Annotated in this window: 29 protein-coding genes, 2 tRNA genes and 1 pseudogene; 28 read left to right on the forward strand and 4 right to left on the reverse strand. The window is 38.8% G+C overall.

Features of this window, described 5'->3' with window-relative positions; all coding sequences use genetic code 11:
* The first annotated feature begins 83 nt into the window (after positions 1-83).
* The 7 genes from JUJ52_RS10290 to JUJ52_RS10320 all read left to right on the forward strand — a co-directional run bounded on the left by JUJ52_RS10290 (position 84) and on the right by JUJ52_RS10320 (position 5,102).
* Positions 84-1,160: a GerMN domain-containing protein gene (locus tag JUJ52_RS10290; protein ID WP_228088906.1), complete on the forward strand. Its 1,077-nt coding sequence runs from the start codon at positions 84-86 to the stop codon at positions 1,158-1,160.
* A 513-nt stretch (positions 1,161-1,673) separates the two neighbouring features.
* Positions 1,674-2,441: a ribonuclease PH gene (gene rph / locus JUJ52_RS10295; protein ID WP_205388687.1), complete on the forward strand. Its 768-nt coding sequence runs from the start codon at positions 1,674-1,676 to the stop codon at positions 2,439-2,441.
* The gene (locus JUJ52_RS10300; protein ID WP_205388686.1) at positions 2,438-3,046 is read left to right on the forward strand and encodes an XTP/dITP diphosphatase; all 609 of its coding nucleotides are present in this window, start codon (positions 2,438-2,440) and stop codon (positions 3,044-3,046) included. The genes rph and JUJ52_RS10300 overlap by 4 nt, the downstream gene beginning before the upstream one ends.
* A gap of 10 nt (positions 3,047-3,056) precedes the next feature.
* A complete protein-coding gene (locus JUJ52_RS10305) occupies positions 3,057-3,566 on the forward strand; it encodes a metallophosphoesterase (protein WP_026681372.1) in 510 nt (169 codons plus the stop codon).
* Positions 3,567-3,730: 164 nt separating this feature from the next.
* A tRNA-Gly gene (locus JUJ52_RS10310) sits at positions 3,731-3,804 on the forward strand.
* Between the two features lie 13 nt (positions 3,805-3,817).
* Positions 3,818-3,891, forward strand: a tRNA-Arg gene (locus tag JUJ52_RS10315).
* Between the two features lie 164 nt (positions 3,892-4,055).
* Entirely contained in the window at positions 4,056-5,102 is a 1,047-nt protein-coding gene (locus JUJ52_RS10320; protein ID WP_228088907.1) for a tyrosine-type recombinase/integrase, read from the forward strand.
* Between the two features lie 1,088 nt (positions 5,103-6,190).
* Here the strand turns inward: JUJ52_RS10320 and JUJ52_RS10325 are convergent.
* Together JUJ52_RS10325 and JUJ52_RS10330 are read right to left on the reverse strand one after the other, a co-directional pair.
* Positions 6,191-6,676: a hypothetical protein gene (locus tag JUJ52_RS10325; RefSeq protein ID WP_374488396.1), complete on the reverse strand. Its 486-nt coding sequence runs from the start codon at positions 6,674-6,676 to the stop codon at positions 6,191-6,193.
* Positions 6,677-7,082: 406 nt separating this feature from the next.
* On the reverse strand, positions 7,083-7,301 hold the full coding sequence (locus tag JUJ52_RS10330; RefSeq protein WP_228088908.1) for a helix-turn-helix domain-containing protein: 219 nt from the start codon (positions 7,299-7,301) through the stop codon (positions 7,083-7,085).
* A gap of 159 nt (positions 7,302-7,460) precedes the next feature.
* On the opposite strand from JUJ52_RS10330, the gene JUJ52_RS10335 reads away from it, so the two are divergent.
* From JUJ52_RS10335 to JUJ52_RS10410, 18 genes are all read left to right on the forward strand, one after another.
* Entirely contained in the window at positions 7,461-7,643 is a 183-nt protein-coding gene (locus JUJ52_RS10335) for a hypothetical protein (RefSeq protein ID WP_228088909.1), read from the forward strand.
* 25 nt (positions 7,644-7,668) lie between these two features.
* On the forward strand, positions 7,669-7,941 hold the full coding sequence (locus tag JUJ52_RS10340) for a hypothetical protein (protein WP_228088910.1): 273 nt from the start codon (positions 7,669-7,671) through the stop codon (positions 7,939-7,941).
* A complete protein-coding gene (locus JUJ52_RS10345; protein ID WP_228088911.1) occupies positions 7,931-8,215 on the forward strand; it encodes a hypothetical protein in 285 nt (94 codons plus the stop codon). The genes JUJ52_RS10340 and JUJ52_RS10345 overlap by 11 nt, the downstream gene beginning before the upstream one ends.
* 536 nt (positions 8,216-8,751) lie before the next feature.
* Positions 8,752-9,738, forward strand: coding sequence for a ParB/RepB/Spo0J family partition protein (locus tag JUJ52_RS10350; protein WP_228088912.1), 987 nt, complete (start codon positions 8,752-8,754; stop codon positions 9,736-9,738).
* 452 nt (positions 9,739-10,190) lie between these two features.
* Entirely contained in the window at positions 10,191-11,393 is a 1,203-nt protein-coding gene (locus JUJ52_RS10355) for a hypothetical protein (protein ID WP_228088913.1), read from the forward strand.
* 14 nt (positions 11,394-11,407) lie between these two features.
* Positions 11,408-12,250, forward strand: coding sequence for a hypothetical protein (locus JUJ52_RS10360; protein ID WP_228088914.1), 843 nt, complete (start codon positions 11,408-11,410; stop codon positions 12,248-12,250).
* Positions 12,250-12,465: a helix-turn-helix domain-containing protein gene (locus JUJ52_RS10365; protein ID WP_228088915.1), complete on the forward strand. Its 216-nt coding sequence runs from the start codon at positions 12,250-12,252 to the stop codon at positions 12,463-12,465. The genes JUJ52_RS10360 and JUJ52_RS10365 overlap by 1 nt, the downstream gene beginning before the upstream one ends.
* Positions 12,466-12,571: 106 nt before the next feature.
* On the forward strand, positions 12,572-12,928 hold the full coding sequence (locus JUJ52_RS10370) for a hypothetical protein (protein ID WP_228088916.1): 357 nt from the start codon (positions 12,572-12,574) through the stop codon (positions 12,926-12,928).
* A 2-nt stretch (positions 12,929-12,930) separates the two neighbouring features.
* Complete coding sequence (locus JUJ52_RS10375; protein WP_228088917.1) at positions 12,931-13,413, forward strand: hypothetical protein; 483 nt, start codon at positions 12,931-12,933, stop codon at positions 13,411-13,413.
* A 12-nt stretch (positions 13,414-13,425) separates the two neighbouring features.
* Positions 13,426-14,079 (forward strand): hypothetical protein, encoded by a 654-nt coding sequence (locus tag JUJ52_RS10380; protein WP_228088918.1) that lies wholly within the window; start codon positions 13,426-13,428, stop codon positions 14,077-14,079.
* A gap of 50 nt (positions 14,080-14,129) precedes the next feature.
* On the forward strand, positions 14,130-14,489 hold the full coding sequence (locus JUJ52_RS10385) for a hypothetical protein (protein WP_228088919.1): 360 nt from the start codon (positions 14,130-14,132) through the stop codon (positions 14,487-14,489).
* Positions 14,490-15,039: 550 nt separating this feature from the next.
* Positions 15,040-15,441: a phBC6A51 family helix-turn-helix protein gene (locus JUJ52_RS10390; protein WP_228088920.1), complete on the forward strand. Its 402-nt coding sequence runs from the start codon at positions 15,040-15,042 to the stop codon at positions 15,439-15,441.
* The gene (locus JUJ52_RS23370; RefSeq protein ID WP_255637616.1) at positions 15,425-15,553 is read left to right on the forward strand and encodes a hypothetical protein; all 129 of its coding nucleotides are present in this window, start codon (positions 15,425-15,427) and stop codon (positions 15,551-15,553) included. The genes JUJ52_RS10390 and JUJ52_RS23370 overlap by 17 nt, the downstream gene beginning before the upstream one ends.
* Before the next feature lie 101 nt (positions 15,554-15,654).
* Complete coding sequence (locus JUJ52_RS23375; protein WP_255637617.1) at positions 15,655-15,777, forward strand: hypothetical protein; 123 nt, start codon at positions 15,655-15,657, stop codon at positions 15,775-15,777.
* Between the two features lie 11 nt (positions 15,778-15,788).
* The gene (locus JUJ52_RS10395; protein WP_228088921.1) at positions 15,789-15,965 is read left to right on the forward strand and encodes a hypothetical protein; all 177 of its coding nucleotides are present in this window, start codon (positions 15,789-15,791) and stop codon (positions 15,963-15,965) included.
* A 374-nt stretch (positions 15,966-16,339) separates the two neighbouring features.
* A complete protein-coding gene (locus JUJ52_RS10400) occupies positions 16,340-17,926 on the forward strand; it encodes a phage tail protein (protein ID WP_228088922.1) in 1,587 nt (528 codons plus the stop codon).
* A gap of 53 nt (positions 17,927-17,979) precedes the next feature.
* A complete protein-coding gene (locus JUJ52_RS10405; protein ID WP_228088923.1) occupies positions 17,980-18,771 on the forward strand; it encodes a hypothetical protein in 792 nt (263 codons plus the stop codon).
* Entirely contained in the window at positions 18,771-19,337 is a 567-nt protein-coding gene (locus JUJ52_RS10410; RefSeq protein ID WP_228088924.1) for an Ntn hydrolase family protein, read from the forward strand. Before JUJ52_RS10405 ends, JUJ52_RS10410 begins: the two co-directional genes overlap by 1 nt.
* Before the next feature lie 58 nt (positions 19,338-19,395).
* Here the strand turns inward: JUJ52_RS10410 and JUJ52_RS10415 are convergent, their stop codons facing one another.
* Entirely contained in the window at positions 19,396-19,977 is a 582-nt protein-coding gene (locus tag JUJ52_RS10415) for a DUF5067 domain-containing protein (protein WP_228088925.1), read from the reverse strand.
* Positions 19,978-20,544: 567 nt separating this feature from the next.
* Here JUJ52_RS10415 and JUJ52_RS10420 point away from each other — a divergent pair.
* From JUJ52_RS10420 to JUJ52_RS10430, 3 genes are all read left to right on the forward strand, one after another.
* Positions 20,545-21,303, forward strand: coding sequence for an ISL3 family transposase (locus tag JUJ52_RS10420; RefSeq protein ID WP_051388210.1), 759 nt, complete (start codon positions 20,545-20,547; stop codon positions 21,301-21,303).
* 1,094 nt (positions 21,304-22,397) lie between these two features.
* Positions 22,398-22,580: a hypothetical protein gene (locus JUJ52_RS10425; RefSeq protein WP_026679544.1), complete on the forward strand. Its 183-nt coding sequence runs from the start codon at positions 22,398-22,400 to the stop codon at positions 22,578-22,580.
* A gap of 465 nt (positions 22,581-23,045) precedes the next feature.
* Complete coding sequence (locus JUJ52_RS10430) at positions 23,046-23,453, forward strand: helix-turn-helix transcriptional regulator (RefSeq protein ID WP_051388316.1); 408 nt, start codon at positions 23,046-23,048, stop codon at positions 23,451-23,453.
* Between the two features lie 86 nt (positions 23,454-23,539).
* Here the strand turns inward: JUJ52_RS10430 and JUJ52_RS10435 are convergent.
* A pseudogene (locus JUJ52_RS10435) lies at positions 23,540-23,964 on the reverse strand (IS3 family transposase); the annotation flags it as partial.
* Between the last annotated feature and the right edge of the window lie 506 nt (positions 23,965-24,470).

A 24,470-nucleotide genomic window follows, 5' to 3' on the forward strand; every position in this document is an offset into this window, starting at 1 on the left:
TCCTGTTTTTTTATTTTTGCTTGGTCTATTTTCGCAGTGGGCTCGTATATATAATAGTACAAACCATCGTAGGAGGGAAAGATATGCAGAAGCGCGGAATTTTTTTGATTGCGGGTACAGTAACAATGTCCATTATATTATCCGGGTGTTTTCAAGGTGAGCAGTCCTTGGAGGAGGAAATGATCGATCCTCCACAAAATGCAGAGCCCGTTGATAATCTGGAAGATTCAGATGCAAAAGCTAATGAACAGAGTGAGGATGAAGACAACGTCTCAGAGACAATAGCACGTGATCTGTATTTAATTGATGCAAATGGAATGGTAGCGTCTCAAACATTGGAATTACCAACTCCTGAATCGAATAAAGTAGCTACACAGGTTTTAGAATATTTAGTAAAGGGTGGACCGATTTCCCAGTTACTTCCTAACGGATTTCAAGCAGTTCTACCAGAAGGAACTGAAGTTCTAGGCATTAATTTGCAGGAAGATGGCACAATGGTAGTTAACTTTTCGAAAGAATTTGCAAACTATGAAGCGAAGGATGAAACAAAAGTTCTAGAAGCCGTAACATATACCTTAACGCAATTTGAGAATGTAGAGGAAGTTCAATTAAAAATGGATGGAATGGCATTAAAAGAGATGCCAGTTAATGGAACACCAATTGGTGAAGGGTATTCCAGGGAAAATGGAATTAATGTAAGTGATACTGGGGTTTCTGACTTCATGCAAAGTAAAACGGTCACAATGTACTATCCAACGGAGCATGATGAAAATCGATACTACATTCCTGTGACACAGTATGTAGAACCATCTGAGGAAGTAGATGAGTTCAGTGCTATCGTTAAGAACTTACTGAAGGGTCCAGGAATTCAATCAAATGTAAAGCAAGTCTTTAATGATTCAGCTGCATTGACGAGTAAACCTTCATTAAAAGATGGAGTTTTACAACTACATTTTAATGAATCTATACTTAAAGAACAGGATAAATCCGTAATCGCTGATGAGGTAATGGAAACGCTAGTTCGAACGTTGACAAATGTACAGGGGGTGGAAGCTGTTCAGGTTAACGTGGAAAGTGTAGAGGAACTAGTCAATGAAAATGGTGAGGCTTATACGGAACCAGTAACGAAACAGCAGTTTATACCGACAGAGAAGTTATAGCTAAAAGAGGCTTTGATAAGCCTCTTTTTTATAGTCTAGGAAATCCATGTGGATAAATAGGCGCGTGTTGAGCCGCGTCCAGCTCCAGTTGCCCAGAAACTAGGCGACCTCACGAATCGCCCTGCGATAAGTCATCGTCGGACCGTGATTCCTTTATCTCTATTGACTCGCTCCAGTCGCTACGTTTCTTTTTAGTGCATGTAAAACCACAGGCTATGTGAAAACAAGGAATGTAATAAAAAATCTCCAAACGTTATAAAGAAACTGGCCACCAAACCAATTTCGAATAACGAGAGGAGATCTACTTATGTCGAGTGACAATAGTTTATCATATACCAGGTGAGATTGTAAGTAGCTTATTGTCCGTATTTCTAATATACACATCTTACTGCTATTAGATTGGATATGAGAATCCCAAGTGACACTTGTTTCCTTCTGTAATTTATGTGTATTTCAATAGTGCTTTTAACAAAAAATATGTTAAGCTAATGGTTGAACTAAGGAGGAGTTATGATGAGAACTGATCAACGTAATCGTAACAGCTTACGTCCTGTTACAATCACACCGAATTTTCTACAGCATCCAGAGGGTTCCGTGTTAATTCAAGTAGGGAATACTAAAGTAATATGTAATGCAAGTATAGAAGACAGAGTTCCTCCGTTTATGCGCGGTCAAGGTAAGGGATGGATAACTGCTGAATATGCAATGTTACCAAGAGCAACCGAACAGAGGAATATAAGAGAATCTTCAAAAGGAAAAGTTAGTGGTAGAACAATGGAAATACAACGCTTAATTGGTAGAGCTTTACGCTCTGTTGTTGATTTAGACAGCATTGGAGAACGGACTGTATGGGTGGACTGTGATGTCATTCAGGCGGATGGTGGAACAAGAACTGCTTCCATTACTGGTGCATTTGTGGCTGTAGTGTTAGCCTTCGAAAGTTTACTTCGTCGGAAAGTCTTATCCAAAATGCCAATTACTGATTTTCTTGCCGCAATATCTGTGGGGGTATTGCCAGATGGCATGGAGATATTAGATTTAAACTATGAGGAAGATTCCAAAGCTCATGTCGATATGAATATAGTTATGACAGGTACCGGTGAATTTGTAGAAATTCAAGGGACAGGAGAAGAAGCGACATTTAGTATGAAACAGTTAAATGAACTGCTGCAATTAGCTGAACAGGGAATACAGACAATTATTATGAAGCAGCGTAAAGTACTTGGAGATATCACCAATAGAATTGGAGAAAGTGTTACAGCAAAAGGAGAAAGCAAATGAAGCAAATCATCATTGCTACGAAAAATAAAGGGAAGGCTAATGAGTTTAAGGAGTTTTTTAAGCCCTATAACTTAAAGGCACTTTCTTTAAATGACTTAGAAGACCTTCCAGATGTAGAAGAAACAGGTGAAACATTTAAAGAAAATGCTGCCTTAAAAGCAGAAGAAATAGCTTCCATATTATCATTACCTGTACTTGCAGATGATTCTGGTTTAGTGATTGATGCATTAGATGGTAGACCCGGTGTTTATTCTGCAAGGTATGCCGGGGAACATAAAGATGATCAATTAAATATAGAAAAAGTGCTATCGGAATTACGTGGTATTCCTGAAGCTAAACGTACTGCTAGATTCGTTTGCGTTCTTGCTATTGCATCTCCAGGATCTAAAACACGTTTTTATACAGGGTATTGTGAGGGGAGAATTGCCGATAACCAATATGGTGAAAATGGTTTTGGTTATGATCCAATTTTTATACCTAAAGGTTATCAGCAAACAATGGCACAGTTATCATCGGATAAAAAAAATCAAATTAGTCATCGTAGAAATGCAATTGTTCAGCTAGAAGATACAGTGACACAACACGGATTACTAATTAAGGAATAAGGTGGATTCGATGACAAAAGTACTTATATTAAGCGATAGTCATGGATTAACGGAAGAATTAGATAAGATTAAACAACGTCACAATGTGGATTATCGATTTCATTGTGGAGATTCTGAATTGGATTTGGATGAGAACGAAATGGATGGATTTTATACAGTTATTGGAAACTGCGATCATGACATACGTTATCCAGAAGAACAGACACTTACTATAGGCGGTTTAACCTTTTTAATAGTTCATGGTCATTTACATCAAGTTAAAACGAATCTCATGCATATATCATACCGTGCAGAGGAATTAGGAGCACAAATTATATGCTTTGGCCACACACATATCGCAGGGGCAGAACAACGTGGAGATCAATTATTAATTAACCCAGGTAGTATACGATTGCCCCGGGTTCGCAAAGAGAAAACATACGCTATAATGGAATGGGAAAAGAAAGAAAATATCTTATTACGTTACTATACAACTGAAGGTGAATTAGTTCATAATCTGCAGTATGAGTTTACATTATAAAACAAAATACGCATCCATCCTGGACATTGCTCCAAGGATGGATGAAATTAAAATTATTTATTAGAAACTATTGACAAAAGCTGTATAAGTTTATATAATGATTCTTGTCCGTTAAAAACGGAGTAACTATTAATCAATTGTTTTTTCATACATAGTAATGATATGCGGGTGTAGTTTAATGGTAAAACCTCAGCCTTCCAAGCTGATGACGAGGGTTCGATTCCCTTCACCCGCTCCATACATATTTTTATGTCCCAGTAGCTCAGCTGGATAGAGCAACAGCCTTCTAAGCTGTGGGTCGGGAGTTCGAATCTCTCCTGGGACGTCTAATAGCGGCTAATAGGCGTCATTCGTACGATAGACCAATCGAAGAGTAATCCGATGATATCCTTCGATAAACGGTTTTCTAGTGCGTATTTTGGCGGTATAGTCGGACATCAACACTTCCGAACGTGTGACAAAATTGTCTACGTAAGGAGGTGTTTTATTTTGTCTAAAAAAACGTATATCGCAGAAAGAAGTGGATTTGCACGACCGACAGCCGATCGTCATGTCCAAAGGCATCCGAATGTCCTACATTCACCAGATATGAAAATTAGCGAAGCACTTGAAGTATTCGTACAAGCTAAAAGGGCTGAGGGTTGTCGAGAAAGGACAGTCGGAGAATATTATCGGCATATATCGTATATAATTGATTATCTAGGAGAAGACATTCTGTTAGACAATTTAACACCAGATATGATAAGAAGTTATATCAGTTATTTATTAAGCGAAAGAAAGGCGTATGAGGGAGATAATAAACGACAAAAGGATAAGAAGGGTCTATCGCCTAATACCATTAATATCCGCTTGAGAACGCTTAAAACAATGTGTAGATTTTGGTATCAAGAAGGATATATGCTAAATAATCCGATGAGTACCATAAAGTTAGTTAAATCTAATCATGTTCCGGAAGTACAAGGGTTAACAGATGAACAAGTAAGAAGTGTTTTGAATTATTACGATGAAAGAATGTACTCAGAGTGGAGAGATAAAACATTAGTATATCTCCTGCTCGATACTGGCTTAAGAATTCAAGAAGCTGTTTCGTTAACGATTGGTCAAATAGAAGTAAGACAAAACTTACTTGTGATCCCCTCTGAAATTGCAAAGAACCGAAAATACAGAGATGTACCAGTAAGTCGTGAAATTGTAAAACAATTACTGGAATTATACCAAGAGTCTCGTAGATATTTTGGGAATATTGACCGCATATTTATGAACTCATACGGAGAGCCTCTCAAAGCTGATACTTTTAGAAGGAGACTAAATCGCTTAAAAAAGAAAATCGGTATGGACACTTTACATCCACATCAATTTCGACATACTTTTGCTCGTGATTATTTATTAAATGGCGGGGACTTGTTTACATTGCAACGTATTTTAGATCATGCCGATATTAAGACAACTAGGAAATATATACAAATGGATACAGAGCATATACAAACACAGCATTTAAAACATTCGCCAGTTCGAAAATATATTCGACGAAGATAATAATTGAACTAAAGGGTCATCTATCTCGACAGGTGGCTCTTATAAATAACACACCGTTCCAAACGCGTATTTGCACTCGTGTATAGCCGACTGCATACTCCGATATAAGCGAGGACATATACGCAACCTAGACGGCTATCTGTACGCGTCTATACGCAAGTTAAGCCGGAGATTATTCGTAAGCAGCATGTAACGCAATTTCTCGGAATTTTTACTTCCGCTGATTTCCGAATTAGCCGGAGTTTTTACGGGATTATTTCCGTCAGTATGCGCAGAATTATCGGGCGACAGGCGCTTGCGTGCGACCCCTCGAACACTTTGACGGCATTGTAAATAACCGAGCTTGGCGTTCATGACGGAAATACCTCCGATTTCTCCGCGATTTTATACGTGATTTTATACAGTATAATTCTTGTATAAACATATAGCCGATACACATTGATTATAAACGTTGATATGACGGTATTTAAAACGTTACTTCCGATTACATACATTATGTAAACTTAAAATAGGTTATCCGTATATAACCGTTGTTATGAAAGGATTTATGTCGATTTGTATTTACGATTCACAACGCCAATTCCAGCGGTTAAATTCGTATAATTATGCGTTTGTTATGCAATCGTTACAGCTCGTTAAGAACGCCATACAAAGCGAGAAGAAAGCGGATAACAAGCGAGCAAATCGGAAATCGGAAATACATCGTTAAATATAGCTAAATATGTGCGTAAGAAAACGATATCGCGTGTGAAAATTCGAATGGGGTGGGGGTGGTCGTTTCTCTATCGGCTTTGTCAGGCGGTTCTTTAATCCGCGTATTAAAATTTCATTTCGACTTCCTCCGCAAAAAAGAATCGAATATGCGAGAAATCGTAGGAAAAGCCTACACGGAGTTGGGGCGGGAGTTAAAGGAGGCGCAGGACGAACTATCAAGAAAAGGGGGAAACCATGATGGATTTTCGGAAAGTGGCTTGCACATATAGGAATAGAAAGACGGCAGGCTACTCGGTTAATCCAGCGATATAATCTAGTCATTGGGACAAATTGTCCCGAAGAGGAAAACCTAATCGAAGACCTGCCCGTCTCCCTCACGTACGAAATCGCCAAGCCTTCCGCAGACTCCACGCCAGTAACTCATCGTAATCGTCAGGTTTAACATACTCCGTCCTAGTCTCGTACTTTACTTCCGGCGGTTTATTCCGTTCCTCCGTTAATGTTTGCGCTAGTTTCCGGTTGTCCTCGTCCGACAATTCCCTTGCCTGCTGCGCCTGCTGTGCTTTCGCTTCCGTCGCCTTAAGTTGGCGCTTTAATTCGCGTAACTCTCGAACAGTCATCTCGTCGGGCGTTTTCTCCTCGCCTGTCGCTGTGGTGTGCGTGGAGGTGCGTTCGTCGGGCGGGAGTGTTGCGATAAGGTATAAAGCGTTCAACCCGAGATTGTGGTACGTATCAGAATTTACGCCAATCTCTTCCGATACTTTCATCATCCGGTTTGCTACGTTCCAATCCGTATCGACCTCCTCTAACCACTTTCCGAACTCTCCGTGCGCTAGGTCGTTTTCCTTTACGTGTTTCAAACGCCTGCCTATTTCGAAGATTGCTTCGCCTGCGATTCGTTTGAATCTGACGATTAGTCATGCGTTGATTTCTGCTGTTAATAGAAAAGAATCAAGAAAGCCGTTAGTATTATTAACTAACGACTCTCATTTATGAAATCTATGTTATTTTTTGTTTATAGTAATAGTTATGTTTAATTTTCTCGAGATGTAAAGAAAGACTAATATAGCGTAAAATATCTCCATAAATACCTCCGGAAAAGTGAATTAGAGATACAACCGGTTGCCTCTGTTGAGAGTATAAGTGACAACATTCTGGAATGCAATCATTTTAGCGAAAAAATAGAGACGCTGTCGCTATAAAACCATATATACAAACGCTTATAAAATTTCAAAAAAGAATTAATCCGGTAATTTTATCGGACGACTATTCTTCGATTTCTTCAATTACGATAAGTTTATCTATACTTTTCAACTTCAACTCATTTGTGATTTTGTTTAAAACATCTATAGGTAATTGTTTACTCTTGTTATGGTAAATATCATGAATTGTGGCTCTGCGAACTTCAATTGCATCAGCAAGCTGAGCTTGTGTATAACCTTTCTCTTTCAATAACTCATCTAATCTTATTCTAATCTTTTTCACGATTGATCCTCTCCTTATTAATTTTCTATTATAAATATATTATAAAACTAATTACGAAAATAGTAAATTTAGTGTTGACAGTTACGAAAATAGTAATTATAATATGATTAAGAATTACGAAAAACGTAATTTAGTAACAGTTAAGGAGGTGCGATATACGTGGAAGTAATTAACAACGGCAAGTCAATAACGATCACCTGTAGCTTTACCGAGGCCTCCGTACTAGTTGGCGCAGTACAAAAAGGTGCTTTTGCCTATCAATTAGAACGTGCGGAAGAATTCGCGGAAGAGGCGTTCAAAATGGCGGATAAGTTACAGAATCCATCCATTAAATTAGATTAAATAAACCAAAAGGAGAGCGATAAATATGCGATTGACACAACCCTTGCAACCAGCAGCGAATATCACGTGGATAAGCGGAGAACCGGAACAACTCGAATTAGTATTCGGGACTCCCGAGGAACAGGCGGAAATAGAACGACTGGCCGAGCAGGAACGCGAGCTAATCCGTGATTACCTATACCAATACGTACATCCTGCGCAACTGCCGGAGTGGATCGAGGCTATCATACTCGACCATGACTTCGAACTGCATCAACTCGATAAAATGCGAGAGGAGGTGAGCGCAAATGCGAAATAAATATTGTAACTATACGGAAATCATGACGAGATACAATCAGTTGCAAGCGGACGAACGCAACGAGTTACCCGAAGAACATCCGGAAAAAGAGGCGCTACTTAAAGAAATGAGCGATAACTTAGGCGATATTGTTCAGGCGTATTTCTTCTCTTACGTTGAGCCGGGGCAGTTGCCCGGATGGGTTGAGCGCATGTTTGTAAGTACGGATTTTACTAACGACGAGTGGGATATCATAATGGCCGAGGTGACTCAGCGTGCGAAGGCTACTAAGTAAAACGTGGACGGTTAGGTTCGATACTTGGGACGTTTGCCACTTCGTATTATTCGCAATGACATTAGCGTTTATTTATTACGCACTTATTAGATAGTTTGCGAGCGAATACGGGCTTGCTGACCAGCGGCAACTGGCACAGGTTACCGTATCTCCCTTGCAAGATAGGATCATTAAAAAACCGACGGCAATCGAGGAAGGCTACTGGGCGCGGCAACGTTCGGTAGCTTTGGCGATTTAAATTGTAAGAGGAAAAATTTATTTTTATAGCTTTTAAGTCAGTCGGGGCAACGGATATGATGGAAATGGTAAAAAATAGGATGTACCTCAAACGGTAACCATTTTGTTATTTAGTAAGTAGGGGCTATTAAATTTTAACAAATTTTTATTTTGAGGAAATGTTAAAAAATCCCCGATTTTGAATCAAAAATTGATAATCTTGTAGGGGATTGCGCGAGAATAGCTTGAGAAGGGTATTCAATATTGTAGGGTTTTTTACGAGAGAGAACGCCTTAATTTTAAAAAGGAGAGGTTGCGGGATGAACGTTACTAAAGTTAAGTTGTCGCAAATTATCGCAAATAAGGATCAGCCGCGTAAGGATTTTAACCAGGAGTCGATTAAGGAGTTAGCGGAATCAATTGGGAAAGAAGGTTTGTTATCGCCGATTACTGTTAGGAAAGTGTCACGTGACACTTTCGAAATAGTACAAGGCGAACGCAGGTACAGAGCCGCACAAGTCGCAGGGTTGACCGATATTGACGCAATCATAAGGGAATTGTCGGACGAGGACGCTTTTCACCTGGCAGTTATCGAAAATATTCAGCGCGAACAGTTGACGGCAATCGAGGAAGCACGGGCGTTTCAGAAGTACGTCGAACTCGGATATAAACACGAACAGATAGCAGAAAAGGTTAGCAAGAGTCGGACGTATGTATCGAGTAGGTTGCGGTTATTGAAGTTGTTACCTGGTATTCAAGATTGGATTGCAGAAGGTAAAATATCAGAAGGTCATGCGAAACAGTTACTCGCTGCAAATAACGAGGTTTGTCGGATAATGGAGGTTTGTAGGTTCGTGCACGGTACGGAAGACTCATATATCTATTTTCAAAGGTTATTTATGAGTGCTTTTAAGGATATAGAAAAAATCAGCGTAGGTGATGTAAAACATTTTAAGGATAGATTTAAGTATTTACTTGTTAGAAGTGAATTATATTGGCTTACATTTCAAGCATTACCGGACAGTTTAAAGGACGACGAAAGAATAAGAAAGTTTGCGTTATATTCTATATCACTTGTAATAGAACTGGGTAGCGACTTATCGAAATTCACTTATGAAGATGTTAAGGCCATGTTTGAATATGCGATAGAGCACAAAAGCAAAGACACTAAATTATGGGAGATCTACAAGGCTATGGAAGAATGGGAGGAATTCATGCGGGAGAATGACTTTAGTTTATTAGATGAAGATGAACTTGTAAAACAACTTAAAAGTCGAGATTTATTTACTGAAATGAACATCTATTAAAGTGTCACGTGATACAAAAGAGGAGACAACAGAAAATCCTGGCACAATTCAAATTAAAGTGGCGACAATAAAGTTATAACTACTACAGCCGAATTATACGAGTTAGCAATTAAAAGTGCTAAAAATCGTTTAAAACGTTGATATACCGCGGTTTATAGCGCCTTCCCCTTAAAAGAAGGGTATAAAACGTGCTAAAAGTATTTAGACGGTAATAGCTGACGAACAGAGTGAGGAAAGCAATGTTTTATCAGTAGTACCGCGGAATAAACCGAACAAAAAGAACAAAACATTGCGCCTTGAATACAAACCAATTCAAGCCGCGGTCATTATTATTTACCGTATATTTCGGAAGGGGTTGATTATATGTATTAGTCGAAGGTATTAGGTTTACCCGTAAACAGCGAGATAACCGTCTGTAGTAGTCAAAACGATTATAAAGGGGATGAGGATTTATGGCGAAAATAAACGTAGTTGATTCGATTATGGGTAGTGGTAAAACATCATGGGCGATCCAACACATGAACGGAGCAAGTGTACTCGAAAAGTTTATCTATATCACACCGTACCTAGAGGAAGTGGAAAGAATTCGCAGCAACACGGATCGGACATTTACTGAGCCGAACAATAATAACAAGGACGGTAGTAAAATGCGGAGTCTTAAGGAATTGATCGCGGACGGCCAGGACATAGTTTCGACGCACTCACTTTTCCAAACGGCAGACGACGAATTGTTGGAGTTACTAACCGATTCCGGATATACGTTGATATTGGACGAAGTAATGGACGTTATCGAAAAGGCAAACGTTACCGAACGGGATATTCGCGATTTGAAAGCGTTAGGTCATATCGAAATAGAAAATAACCGCGTTATATGGAATTGCGTTGACTATGACGTGAACGCCAAGTATGCGGATATTATGAAGTTATCACGCGCAGGCAATCTATTCTATCATCGCGGCAGGTTCTTAATATGGGCGTTTCCACCGAGGGTATTCGAAACTTTCGTAAACGTGTACGTAATGACATATTTGTTTGATGCGCAGATACAGCGGTATTATTTCGATCTATATAAGTTTGAATACGAGTATTATTCCGTCAAACATAACGACGAAAAATACGTAATTACTCAATATGACAAAGAGTCGGAGAATCGCAAAGCACTGTATAACTTGATGAATGTCTATGAAGGAAAACTGAATGCTATAGGAGATCGAGATAATGCTTTTAGTTCTACCTATTTAAAAAATATGAGCGCAGGAGTAGAAGAGTCAATCAAAAATAACATTTACAATTACTTTCGAAATGTAGTTAAAGCAAAAGGTAAGGAAATTTTATGGACGACTGTTAAGGATGCTAAACCAGGACTTTCCGGAAAAGGTTATGCCCGATCATTCTTGCAGTGTAACGCTCGAGCTACAAACGAATATCAAGACAGAAAGGCATTAGCATATGTATTTAATCGATATATGAATCCTATAGAGCGAGCCTTTTTTGAAGATAACGGAGTCCAAGTTAATCAAGATTTGTTGGCGGTTAGTGATTTATTGCAATGGGTATATCGTTCTCGTATTAGAAACGAACAACCTGTTGAATTATATTTACCTTCGAGTCGCATGAGACGGGTGCTAAGGCAGTGGTCAGAAAATGAAATATAGAAAGGGTGTACTGGATGAAACTAAAAAAACTTAAAGCTCTCCATGCCGTAGAATACAGCAAAGATTTTCCAAAACAAAAAATTACAGGCATAGAACAGTTTGCCAATGTTTCTGATGTTACCTTAAAACGGGCGCCATTAAACACGTTAGAGGGCGTAGCTAATACGCTAATCTTGAACGCGCAGCACGCCGAGCAGGAACGAATCAAAGCAAATCCCCCGGTCTATGATCGAGCATATGTGGAACGTGCAGATTACTCGATTATGTCGCTATATTCCGATTATAAGGAAGAGATCGAGGCTGACCGTGCAGCATGGGCGGATTATCGAGAAGAGCGGAAGAAGTGGCGGAAGTGTGCACATAAGTTTTGTCTTAATATGTATCCGATAGATCGCGCTAACTTTAAAGGAAAGCGAGCTAAACGTAGTGATAGTCGATTTTGCTGCGAAACTTGTAAGGACGCACATCACGACGCAATAAAACGTTATAAAGAAACTGGTTCGTATCTTCCGCGGTGGTATTATATACCTGCGTTAGATGATACGGTAGGTGATCGTACACGTAGACGTGAATATGCAACAGAAACGGACTCACTCGAGAAAGAAATAAATAAGAATCGACCGATCAGACATGCGCCGTTAAAACGAGAAAAGCCGCCTGTATATCCTGTAACGACGTACTATTTATCGGAACTAACAAATGAAGAAATAAAGGCGAAAAAACTAGAAAAATATGTTGATAAAATGCAATTTATCCGTGGGGAAAATCCCTATAATAGTAGACGGGTTAGGACGCCAGCCGGCAGCGTCTTAGCCGATAATTTTTGTACAATATGGCATAAAAGGGAGGGAATGTAATGGAAAAGGAAACATTTAAGGCGATTAGGTTATATTTGGGTATGAGCCAACAAAAATACAGTGAGTATTTGGGCATTGCTCAGTCGACAGTATCAAAAATTGAAGCCGGTAATCGTGGTGTATCGGATGTAATTAGAGCTAAGATTGCAAAGAACTTTGAACCTACGGAAGAATTTATGGATTACCTAGAAAGAAGCAAAAAACTAGCAATTTAATTTTTTTCTTTTTTATTTATCATTTATGTGTAGTTATAGTTATCCAATTTAATTATATGTCAACAGATTCGAAATGTCAATAAATAAATTTTGGAGGAATTATAAAATGAAAAACGAAACAAGCAACTGGCGTGAAGAAAAAGCCGAACTTGAGCGCAAACTAATCGACGCAAAACAAACGGTAATGAAGTACGAGGGGGCATTGTCGCCGCATGAGCGCACCATAACGGATAGCGACTATCACCAAGCGAAACGGGATGTGATTTCAATATACACCGCTATACAAAACGGCGATCATGAAGCCGGCAAGCCTAGCGATCCATACAAAGGTATGACGGTAGACCAACTTCGCGAAATATACGAAGAAAAGAAAAGCGAGTATACAGGTACCGCAGGTTCTGTGCGACAAGCTGCGGAATTAATGCGAATAGATACGTTAATTCAACAATCGGAAGGAGATTGAAATTGAAATATACGTTATATCTTGCGCTAGCGACAGACGATAAACGCTCGGTATATGCTTATACTCTAGCTAATTATGAGGGTGAGATCACTAGCGGAACTTTTATCACGGCAGGTAAACGAGGGTTTGACGATGTATACTGCGGTCATGTTGCTTTACAACGTGCATTGAGAAAATCAGCGAAGGAAGCCGGGGTAATCCAATTAACCGTTATGTTAGACCATAGCCTAATAGATTCGATTGGCTTTGAGCTGGCTAACGTTAACCCGTCTATTTATCCGTCATTATGTCGTACTACTCAAAGGATCATGCGCCGGTTTGATAAATGCGAATTAGCTGCGATGGGCGATGAGGAAGATATGCAACCATATGAGGTCTCGGTTTGTGACGAAGCACTGGACGCGTTAGACGATTGTCGGACGGTTAAAGGGCGCTGGGCGTTGCTAAAAGATACGATTTTAGGGAGTAAAAACATTATTAGATAGGGGCTTGATAAAATGAAAATGTCAAAAGAGTTAGAGCAGTTATTAAAAGATTACCAAACTGAGGATAAAGAAGCTCAACAACGAAGCGAAAAAACTGCGAAGCAAGTGGAGGAATTAACCGACGAACTAGCTGAAACAAAAGCTAAACTAGCAGAGGCCGTCGATAAGTCGCTCGAAAATCCTACCGACCATAACGCCCAAGCCGAGCATGAACTCCGCAAAAAGGTTGCCGAGCTAGAATTACAACTACAAGGTGCGCAACATAAAAAATCGCGAGCGTTTGGTTTTAATACGTCACGTAAAAAAGGGTTAGCAAAACAAGCAACGGAAAAAGCGAAACAGGAAGCACATAAGTACTATAACGATAAACAGCCAAAAGCAGCAAAGAAGATCGAAGAAGCTAAGCTAGCATATCTTAACGCCTTAGCCGATTACCACGACTTAGCGAAAGAAGCTGCGCAATTACAGCGAGACATCGCTCAGCAAGTCGGTTATCAACTGGATAATTCCGATTTAGTCAGCAACGTATCCTTATATCCATTCAATTTTCAGGGGAGCCGCCAAGTTTACGGGATTACAGAGCCGGAGGTACTGCGAGCATATAAGAACGGTATTATACGAAAAAACTCGGTGGCAGAAGGTAAACAACGCGGAGTAGATTTATAAGAATATCGAGGCGCATAAGAGCGTCTCTTTTTTATTGGGGGATAAATCAGATGTTAAAGGACGATATAAAAAAGCAAGTTGAAACAAGCTGCGCAACTTACGCAGGTAACGGGCAATGTCATTTAGACCGACCATGTCCGTTTTTTAATGCAGAGACAACCGACAATTTACCACGTTGTTTGTACTTCGAAAACGCAGTACTGCCCGCAGATGACAAGTTAAAATCCCGTTACTGGCAGTCGTTCGGGGTTGCATATTGGGGCGAGTTTGCCAAAGTATGCAAGCGTTGTGAAAATACGTTTAATCCAGGTAATCAAAAACGTAGGCAATATTGCGATGAGTGCAAGGAGCTTCAACGAAAAGAAAAACGGAATAAGAGAATGCGAGAGTATCGAAAGAATACCGGATAAATGCAAGTTACAAAGTGACGCTTTTTACGCTAAACATAGCGATATAAAGCAAATAGAGACGATCTGAGACGTTTCAATTTTTACGAGTGTATTTATATTCAAAATGCTAATGTGACGCTTTTTAAAGGGGGAGTTCAAACAATGGAAAAACAAAGAACAAAGAGAAACAAACATAAGAAGCGACGTAATCGCCGGGCAACATACTCAATCAGATTGTTATTATCGCCGGAAACAAAAGAAAGATTACTAACCTTTAAAGGGGTGGTGGAGTAAATGTACTGTATAGCTCGGCCGAAACTGAGTTAATTGCTAGAGATAAAGCCGGTAATACTACTTATTTATCTAACGTATCTAGAACGCTTAAATTGGACGAGTCTAATCGATATTACACGCTGATTGGCGATGGCCATACATTAGCGCAAGGTATTTACGTGAATATATTTAAGACATTATCGGAGTTAACTAAGCGAGGATTAAGTTACCCGGACAAGGTTACCGGCGATGGATGGTCTATGAGTTATGACGACTACAAAGAAGGGGGTGAGAACGCATGAGTAAAAAATTAACTGACAAACAAATCGCAGCAATAGCAATCATATCGCAGCCTAAAAGGGCTGGAATGACCTACGAACAGATAGCAGATGAAGTAGGGGTAACACCACGCACGTTATATACCTGGCGAAACGAGGAGCGATTTAATAAAGCCTTAAAAAATAAGATTATGAACGACACAATCGATAGGCTACCGGAAGTAATGGCGTCTGTACCCGATCATATAATCGATCAAGGTAATGCGGCGATGCTTAGGACGCTATTACAAGCGCACGGGCTACTCACGGAAAAGCACGAAGTAACATCCGCAAATAATGATAGTCGAGATATTGACGAAATGAAAGCGGAATTAGCGGAATTTAAGAGTCGTCGAGGTGAAAACGTTGAAAAAACAGAATAAACGACTGCGAAGCGATAAGGACGCAAGGAAACGTAAAAAGCCAAATGATGCCTTAACATGGCAAAAAAGAATGATGGAAGAACTAAAGCAAATAAAAGAAATGGAAAGTTAAATATATCCCGTCTGTACTACTAGGGGAAGGTAGGAGGGATTAGTAAGGGGCGTTTACCAGCGCCTCTTTTTAATGTCCAAAAACGGAAAGGAAGCGATTAAATGACGAAATTAACTAAGTTTTTCAGCTATGCAATTTCAACGGTAATCCTCACAGGGTTCTTTCTATTGTTACTAGGATTAATGATGGCAGGATTACAGCTTATTTTTGGATTGATATTTTAGGGGGAGTAGTAATGAAACACACCAAAAAAGATATACAGGATATTGTAAATGAGTATGTTGGAAAGCCAACGCAATTAATACAAAGCCAGCCGAGCATAGAGACGTACAAGCAGTCCGCAAAACTAGTCGCGACCGGTGAGCGGAAGTTAAAACGATTAAAGCTATCCGCAGAGGAGCGGCGGCAATAGTAGCCGGAAAGGTTATATTCGGATTAATAGCGGTTTTTACTTTAATACCCGCAGCAATCGCAGGCATCGTCGTTGCCGCGAAAAACTTCGACGTAATCAAGGAAAAGGCGCGAGACATGGCGGACGCTATAAAGCAGGCGTTCATAAAATTACCGGAAACACTACGGACAGCGGCGAGTAAGATATCGCAATCATTACGCGACATGTTGCCGGAACCAGTCGTCAAGGCGCTAGATAAGGCTGTGGACAAACTATCGGACATATTCGGAGAGCTTGCAGACGTATTTAACGACATCTTAAACGGAAACTTCGAGAAACTAGGCGATATATTTGCGAAGTTAATACCGACCATTGTTGGCGTGTTAGTCGGCGGTTTGCCGGGTCTAGCGATAGCAGGATCGAGGTTCTTGCCCGCATTAGCGGACGGAATTACGAAGAACATCGACAAGATATCTGACGCAGCTAACGATATGATCGGAGAATTTATCGACGGGGTAAACAAGTATTTACCGAAAATACTCGAGGCTGGCGTAGAAATTATCGAAAATGTCCTCGAAGGCGTTGTAACGGCTATACCGAAAATAGTAGAAGTGGCAACGACGATCATAACGTCATTAATCGATACAATAACGGAATATTTACCGAAGTTGATCGAATCAGGTGTCGTAATACTAACGAGTCTATTGCAAGGAATTACCGAGAGTTTACCGCTAGTAATTGACGCTGTGCTACAGTTAGTGCAGTTTTTAGTCGGAGCAGTTACGGAGTTATTGCCGGTCATTATCAACATAGGTCTGAAGATATTAACAGCAATAATCACCGGCATAGTAGATAACTTACCAATGATTATCGATACGGCTGTTAAGTTAATGAACACACTAGTTACTTCAATTATGGAGTTACTTCCGATGATACTCGAAGCAGGTATCGATATTCTAATGGCGATCGTACAAGGGATCGTCGATAATTTGCCGAAGATAGTTGAGGCGGCTACCCAATTAATTTCGAGACTGATCGATACTGTTATCGAATTACTACCGGAAATCATTGACGCAGGTATTAAGTTATTGCTCGCGTTAATCGAAGGAATTATCGACGCATTACCACAATTAATCGAGGCTGCGGTCTATTTAATTGTTAAAACAGCGGAAGAGTTGATAAATAACTTACCAAAGATAGTTGAAGCGGGCGTAGAGTTAGTAATAGCGATTATCAAAGGTATCGGAGATCATTTGCCGGAATTGCTGAAAGCTGGCGGAGAACTAGTCGTTGAATTAGTGAAAGCGATACTTGAAATGTTACCGGACATTTTCGACGCAGGTGTCGAATTAGTTGGCGAACTTATTGACGGGGCGTTAAGTATGCTTGAAGAAGTAGGTGCTGCGGCGCTAGAGATTGGCGGTAAATTTCTCGATGGAATCGGTAATTTTGCCGGAGATATGTGGGACGCCGGTGCCGATCTCGTAAACGGATTAAAAAGCGGTATTGCGGACAAGGCGGACAGTGCGGTTAGAGCTGCGGAGAGCTTAGGCTCGAAAGTACTAACGGCGACAAAGAACTTCTTCCTCGTTAAATCGCCATCACGCGTATTCCGTAACGAAATCGGGGCGATGCTCGGTAAAGGTTTAGCGCTAGGTATAAAAGACGAAATATCCAACGTAGAAAGAATGGCGCAACGCCTTTCAGAAGCTGCGACGCCGGAACAACCGAAACTAGCCGGAATAGATATCGGAGACATGCGCGGACACAGCCGTCAAGTTACCTCAAAATTACAAGCGGAAATGGGCGGAGCTAACAAACGAGGGGACACGTATGTAACGAATGATTACCGAGGCATGTTAGATGGCGCGGTATTTAACATACGTGAGGAAGCGGACATAGACCGGATTACGGAAGACATTGCGCGAAAGCAAGCGAAAACAAATACGCAGAAAGGGAGGGTGACGAAATCATGGGCGTAAATGAGCGTGGTCGGCGCCCTCTGTTTTTATTCGGATTTAAGGAGGAAATCAAAATGGGAGCATTATTATTAACTGACGAAGATATATCGAAAATTAATCAAATAAAATCACGTACATTCCGTGGATATTCAAAAGCGACTGGTGGTGGAGGTGCTATCGTTAAATCTACAAAAGGTGGCGGCGGTACAACTCGAAGTACAACCAGCGGCGGAGGAACCACGGCAACCTCGAGCTCGGGTGGAGGTACATCGAAAAGTACGCAAAGCGGCGGCGGAACCTCGCAAACGTCGAGTGCGGGCGGTGATCATCGACACCGAGTGTTTAGACATATGTCGGACGGTGGCTCTTCACCGGCTAGGGCTTACGTTGCAGCAAACGGAGCAGGCGTACATGTACAGGCGTCAACGCCCGAGGACTTATGGACGGAGGGGAGTAGCGGTAATCACTCGCATAGCGTATCGGTACCTAACCATTCGCACAGTTTTACCGTTCCTAACCACACGCATACAGTCACCGTACCAAATCATAGTCACGAGGTTTCTATTCCGAACCATTCACACGAGGTTACTTTACCGAATCATACGCATGAAATATTGCATGGTATCTTCCGACTAAGTGAGTTGCCTACATCGGTAGAAATCAGAGTCGACGGTAATTTGACGCCTTACACCGAAATAAGCGGACAGAATCTCGACCTTATTCCGTACTTGGCGAGAGATAGTAACGGTAAGATAAAAAGAGGCGCGTGGCACGAGGTTTCAATTAAACCGGATAAACGTTCACGAGTTAATGCGAATGTAATTTCTAGGTTATTTATACAAAGTCTTATAGGAGGTACACATTAATGTCGCTAGTTATGACGATCGCTATGCATGATTTCGTAGTTATGTCAAGTGATTTACGTGCCGTTCACGTTGAAGATGAACAAATTAAAAAGGAGGGTGTGCGGAAGGTGTTTCGATTTAATGAAAAGGTTGTATACGGACTAACCGGCGACCTAGATGTATTCGACGACCTAAACACACACCTGTCAGAACATAAATCGGAAAAAGCTAACGTACAGGCTGTTTCGAGAATAATTCGCAAATACTTGCGAAAGCGTCTTGACGATAATTCCGAAATACAGTTAAGGGCGCATATAGCCGGTATTGGTGACGGTAATAAGGTAACGATAATCGAGCTAAATCATGACGATAACTATAAGCAGCATAAAACGTTGCCAGGTCCGGAGGATGCGTATTGGCGTACAATGTATTGTCGCGTTCCCCCTATGCCGAAAATAGAGGAACGATTCGGGGAGCTAAACGACTGTACTCCGGAAAGTATTAGCGCATTACTACGTGAAGTTAACGCGGAAGTTGCGCAAGAGGACGGAAGTGTTAGCGAAGAATGCGAGGTTGAAGTGGTATAAAGCGGTATAAATAGAGCGGGCGTTCCTTCGGTTGAGGGGGCGTCCCGCTAATTTATCCTTACTTTGCTTCCGTTGTTTCTACTATTCTTTCAAATTTCTCCGGCTTGTCGTCGAGTGTGCGATCCATTATACGAACAGGATTACCAGGGTATAAAAGTTCGTAGGCGATTACAACATCGACCGTTGCTCCACTTTTTATGTCGGTTTTCCATAATTTTGCAAGTTCAGGTTTATAATCTTCTGGAAGAAAACTATTACCACCGCTCAACGTCTCAACTGTTGTATCTGTTTCTTGAACAGCATTCAATACTGTCGCTGCTTCCATCCAAGGAGCTTCTGGACTATCACTCTTATTTGTAAATTCCATTTCTATAGCTAGAATTTGTTTTTCCTCGTAATTACCTGTTAGTTGTTCTATGTTTTTAATAACTATCTTACTATCTTCTGTTTCTAAAACAGTATCACTTAATTCTTTTGTTGCTTCTTCTTTCTTTACTTCATCTTCTGTATCTGATTTATCTTGTTGAGTATCGCTATCAGCGCTCTTTGAAGTTCCGTCAGCCTCTTTTTCCCCACTTCCGCAAGCAATTAAAGTTATAGCAAGTAAAGCTATCAAAAGTAAAAACACTAATTTTTTCATTACTACTCCCCCTATTTATTAGTTAGGTAAATAGTAACAGTGATTACATAATATTTCCATATATTTAATAGAATTATTCGAAATATGGTTTGTCTTTAATCTGTCTTACAAATTCTACGAGTTTCTACTATTAGATATATAGAAATAAATTTGACCTGAATTCAAGATGACGATATAATATCGATGTTGGACAAAGTAAAACGTATTGTCAGTCAAGTTCGGAAGTTGTTTCGCTAAGTATTTTTAAATATATCGCTTAGACCATCGCTAGAGTAACCGTTTGATGAATCGTACATAGGTATCGAAGTAAAAGTAGCGCCTTCTAAGCTGTGGGTCGGGAGTTCGAATCTCTCCTGGGACGTCTAATAGCGGAGGTAAAACTCCGTCAGATAAGCCTTCTAATCCGTTGGTTGAATCGGTCAACTAACGATTAGGTGGCTTATTTTTTTGGGCTCTAAAATATATGTTGGGGTACTGAGAAAATTCAGCTAAATAAAAACACGCAAACTCCGAATTTTGTTAGACTTGTTTTACCCACAAAACAAAAACAAAAGGAGTTGCGTGTAAGTGAATTTTAACATGTCTTTACCAGGTTTAGAAGCCTTTCGTATTAAAAAAACAGTTGAAAATGGTGGAGTTTTTCAGCTCCATGTGGAACTGGATGCTAAGCCCCATCGTTGTCCAGTATGTAATGTGCTTACAAAAAAGGTGCATGATTACCGTACGCGTCGCTATAAATGTGAACAACCGAATTGTGAAAAACGTTTTTATGAGAATAACTCATTAGTAGAACGCTATCAACGGCAGTCTAAAGAACTAAAGCAAGCTATTGCATTGGAGCTAATTCATGGAAAAAACTTTAAATCTGTTGCCTCTCGATTTAACATTTCCTCAACTACTGTAATGCGTAGGTTTGATGAAGTGGGATCTAGTTTTTTGAAGGAAACAAAAGAGTTGCCTTCTGTAATCGCCATTGATGAATATAAGGGAGATTCAGACGGAGAAAAATACCAAACTATTATTGCCGATCCGGTGGATCGGAAACCCCTGGAGATATTGCCGGATAGGAAAAAGGAAACGGTAGAGACTTATTTGAAAGAACATGGGCAAAGAGTAGAAGTGGTGGTTATGGATATGAGCCCTGCTACATTAATTAGATCTCTTATGAATGAATTTGTTATCCCTATAGAAAATGTGGTTCCACATAATCATTGGAGTGGAAAAAACTGTCCTAAAAATCTTTTATATCAATTTGGACGATTTCAAGATCAATTTATGGATTCCACCCCTCCTGACATCAAATCTATATGTACCAACAGGAAATGACTTATTTGCTCCTTTTGTATTTGCTGGTACCGTTACTGCATATAAACCTGTCGGTGTTTCCTATATTAAAAAATTCGTGTATATTTAAATTAACTTTCTACTATGAGAGGGGATGACTTGTTATCAGAAAGAACAAAGCATATTTATATTTGATATTACTTATTGCAGTAATATCAATATTTGTACCTAGTGTTGTCGAAAACATTATGGAGTATGGAAAAGATAGTTTTCCCCTGACTACAAATTATTATATAAAATATATTATTTACGTAATCAGTGTTCACTTAAGTTTATTTTACTTAGTAGCTGTACTATTAGTACTCATAATAAAAAATAAATAATAGAACACACTTGTGTTACTTGCAAAGGGGATGTAATCTACTACATTCCTCTTTGTATTTTTTTAGAATGAAATTACAAATATGTATATTGTTGCTATGAATATACGGTTGAGTTAATTGTATTTGAAAAGTAAAAAGCTCCTTCAGCAAAAAAGAGCTTTAAATAATTTAGGTATCTTAATAAATATTATCTTCTAAAGTATCTTAATACCCCTGCTATTGATAACGAGAGAATAGCAATTAAACCAACGACCGAAATGAGCATAAATAAATAAAAATGCAAGATAACACTCCTTTTATTCTCCTGTATCAATATTATAATTGGTTTAATCAGAATTTACAAATTAGGTTTAATTATGAAATAATTAACCGTCACGCGCCACTTTCTTCTGTACTGGTCCAGCTGAAAGGATATTTTTTTACTTAAATGTCTTACTTTTTTATGGTAGAAACAATAAGCCAATATACTCTTTTTCGCGTATTTCTAGAACACGTATATAACGCTCCGTAACGTTGTTATTGCTATCTATTTAAAAGATATTGATTTTTTGCTTATTTTCCTCAGAACGATTAAGTAACCCTTTCATAACAAGACCACCCTTAAGAACATTTGTTATTATTATATACGTACTTTAGTTCTGTTTAATGATTAAAAAAGAACCCACTTCTTATGGGTTAAATTAACACCTAAAAGTTAATCCGTTAACTTATCAACTAATTTCATAATTCCATTAGAACCTTCAAATGGTGGAAATGAATAGAAAGCAAGAATTAGTTGATTTTTTATCTGATAGCTTACCTGTTCTTTCTGACTATATTAATCAAATCGTCTTGCTAATACCAAGAGGTGTAGAAAATTTGGAAATAGATCATATCAAAAAAATAGTTCCTAAGTTATTGCAGTTAATTAGCCACATAAAAGAAGGGTATTTATAGAACAAGAGATGATTTTAGCTACAGAAAAAAGTTTACATACAGAAATTACGTACATTTCCATGATGTCCTTAGTAGATTCCCTTAGCTCCTGCGGTGTGAATTCCATTAATCCAGATTGACTACGGCTGAGCTACTTATAGACTATTTTACCAACTCTTTTTATATCGTATAATACTTCGTATGAAGTTTCTTTTTTGTTTCAATTTGTAAGCAATAAGCTTTTTATCTTGTTCATAAACTTATATAGCCATTGATTGGTATTACAATAATATCCTGTATTAGCTGTTTTAACTCAGTAAATTTAATCAACTTCTTTCTAGGAATTGATTAATGAAAAGCCCTCATTAAAATTAAGGGTTGTTACTACTACATATCTCTATGTAAACTATTAGTTGGCATTTGCAACTTTACGTTTATTTCACAAAAAATAAATTTATTGTAATCTATTCTCAAGGAGGGATTAGTGTGGACATTTCATTTGGACACAAAATAAAAAGTTTGAGAGAAAAAAACGGTCTATCTCAAGAGAACCTTGCAAAACAATTAAATGTATCTCGCCAAGCTGTATATAAATGGGAAACAAATAAAGGATATCCAGACATTGTTAATCTAATTCGAATCAGTGATATATTTGAAGTAACGCTTGATGAATTAATTAGAGAGGATAAAGATCTACAAGACAAAATTACAATTGATGAAGAAGAGTACTTTGAAAAATTATCTGATCCAGGTTTTTATATAGGAATAATTATACTCTTTATTAGCATATTTATTGAGAATTCACCTGACTATTTAATGATACTTGGAATTTTATGCATGGTGTTTTTTGATGATTTATTAAAGTCAATTAAATCAGCTATTCGATTTAAATAACCATACATATCCTTGTTTTTTCAAAAATAAAAAGTCCTTACTAAAATTTGACATGTACCCTTTGTCAAGGACATGTGAAAAAAAGACTATGCTACATCCAAAAGATGACTTCTGTATAGCACTGGAGTCATCTTTTTAAGATCCCATTGATATCTATAGTTATTGTAATAAATCATGTATTGTTTTATTTCTTCTTCTGAATTTTCACACTGTGTTATATAAGCTTCATCATTAAAATCACCAAAGAACGATTCTTGAGGGGCGTTATCCTAACAGTTTCCTCGTCGTGACATAGATTGTCCTAATTTATATTTCATTAGTAATACCTTCCTTGATATAAATGCGTCTTTTGCTAATTTTACTCTTGGAATTTCCTTTGATTTCCGGATTATATCTGCTGCCATTCTAATGCAAGGCTACTAGAAACGTTATATACCAGCAATTCATTTGTTGATCCATCCTTAATGGTGGATAAATATGCTTTCTTCCCACTGCCATCAAATAAATAAGACCATCTATTATCAGCAGATTTAATACGATCTATTCCAAGTATACTTATATCAAAACCATACTCTACAAATATCTCTCGGAAACTTTTCTTATTTGTTTTCTGTAATGAAAATGCGCTTAAATTCATCTGTATAAGTAATTCCTCACTAACTGATTTAACATATGGATAACGTGAACGTATCTTAATTTCTTTTTCTGTAAATAATTTGTTACTCATTTTAGTTTTCCCATTAAACATAAAAGTACCCTATAGAGTAGTATTTTTAAAGTGTCTACTCTGTATGGTACATTCTAATAGTCGGGGCTTATTTTTTCTTGTTTTCACTCTTTAAAACATTCATGTAAGCTAGTAATAAAATAAGAAAACCTATACCTAAAATGCCTCCCACTGTAAATAAAAAATCCATGTTGAATACCGCCCTTTAAAACAAATTTATATAATTCAATTATTCTATAAATTGAGTCCAAAGTCCACTTATTTATGGTAATATCTAGAAAAAAGACGAT

This window comes from Virgibacillus sp. AGTR, from assembly GCF_016919725.2.
Lineage (GTDB): Bacteria > Bacillota > Bacilli > Bacillales > Amphibacillaceae > Virgibacillus > Virgibacillus salarius.

What these genes read in the sequence shown, in the direction of transcription:
- JUJ52_RS10290 (WP_228088906.1), top strand. Translation starts at nt 84, where the DNA reads ATGCAGAAGCGCGGAATTTTTTTGATTGCGGGTACAGTAACAATGTCC.
- rph (WP_205388687.1), top strand. Translation starts at nt 1,674, where the DNA reads ATGAGAACTGATCAACGTAATCGTAACAGCTTACGTCCTGTTACAATC.
- JUJ52_RS10300 (WP_205388686.1), top strand. Translation starts at nt 2,438, where the DNA reads ATGAAGCAAATCATCATTGCTACGAAAAATAAAGGGAAGGCTAATGAG.
- JUJ52_RS10305 (WP_026681372.1), top strand. Translation starts at nt 3,057, where the DNA reads ATGACAAAAGTACTTATATTAAGCGATAGTCATGGATTAACGGAAGAA.
- JUJ52_RS10340 (WP_228088910.1), top strand. Translation starts at nt 7,669, where the DNA reads ATGCGATTGACACAACCCTTGCAACCAGCAGCGAATATCACGTGGATA.
- JUJ52_RS10345 (WP_228088911.1), top strand. Translation starts at nt 7,931, where the DNA reads ATGCGAAATAAATATTGTAACTATACGGAAATCATGACGAGATACAAT.
- JUJ52_RS10350 (WP_228088912.1), top strand. Translation starts at nt 8,752, where the DNA reads ATGAACGTTACTAAAGTTAAGTTGTCGCAAATTATCGCAAATAAGGAT.
- JUJ52_RS10355 (WP_228088913.1), top strand. Translation starts at nt 10,191, where the DNA reads ATGGCGAAAATAAACGTAGTTGATTCGATTATGGGTAGTGGTAAAACA.
- JUJ52_RS10360 (WP_228088914.1), top strand. Translation starts at nt 11,408, where the DNA reads ATGAAACTAAAAAAACTTAAAGCTCTCCATGCCGTAGAATACAGCAAA.
- JUJ52_RS10365 (WP_228088915.1), top strand. Translation starts at nt 12,250, where the DNA reads ATGGAAAAGGAAACATTTAAGGCGATTAGGTTATATTTGGGTATGAGC.
- JUJ52_RS10370 (WP_228088916.1), top strand. Translation starts at nt 12,572, where the DNA reads ATGAAAAACGAAACAAGCAACTGGCGTGAAGAAAAAGCCGAACTTGAG.
- JUJ52_RS10380 (WP_228088918.1), top strand. Translation starts at nt 13,426, where the DNA reads ATGAAAATGTCAAAAGAGTTAGAGCAGTTATTAAAAGATTACCAAACT.
- JUJ52_RS10385 (WP_228088919.1), top strand. Translation starts at nt 14,130, where the DNA reads ATGTTAAAGGACGATATAAAAAAGCAAGTTGAAACAAGCTGCGCAACT.
- JUJ52_RS10390 (WP_228088920.1), top strand. Translation starts at nt 15,040, where the DNA reads ATGAGTAAAAAATTAACTGACAAACAAATCGCAGCAATAGCAATCATA.
- JUJ52_RS23375 (WP_255637617.1), top strand. Translation starts at nt 15,655, where the DNA reads ATGACGAAATTAACTAAGTTTTTCAGCTATGCAATTTCAACGGTAATC.
- JUJ52_RS10395 (WP_228088921.1), top strand. Translation starts at nt 15,789, where the DNA reads ATGAAACACACCAAAAAAGATATACAGGATATTGTAAATGAGTATGTT.
- JUJ52_RS10405 (WP_228088923.1), top strand. Translation starts at nt 17,980, where the DNA reads ATGGGAGCATTATTATTAACTGACGAAGATATATCGAAAATTAATCAA.
- JUJ52_RS10410 (WP_228088924.1), top strand. Translation starts at nt 18,771, where the DNA reads ATGTCGCTAGTTATGACGATCGCTATGCATGATTTCGTAGTTATGTCA.
- JUJ52_RS10415 (WP_228088925.1), bottom strand. Translation starts at nt 19,977, where the DNA reads ATGAAAAAATTAGTGTTTTTACTTTTGATAGCTTTACTTGCTATAACT.
- JUJ52_RS10425 (WP_026679544.1), top strand. Translation starts at nt 22,398, where the DNA reads ATGAATAGAAAGCAAGAATTAGTTGATTTTTTATCTGATAGCTTACCT.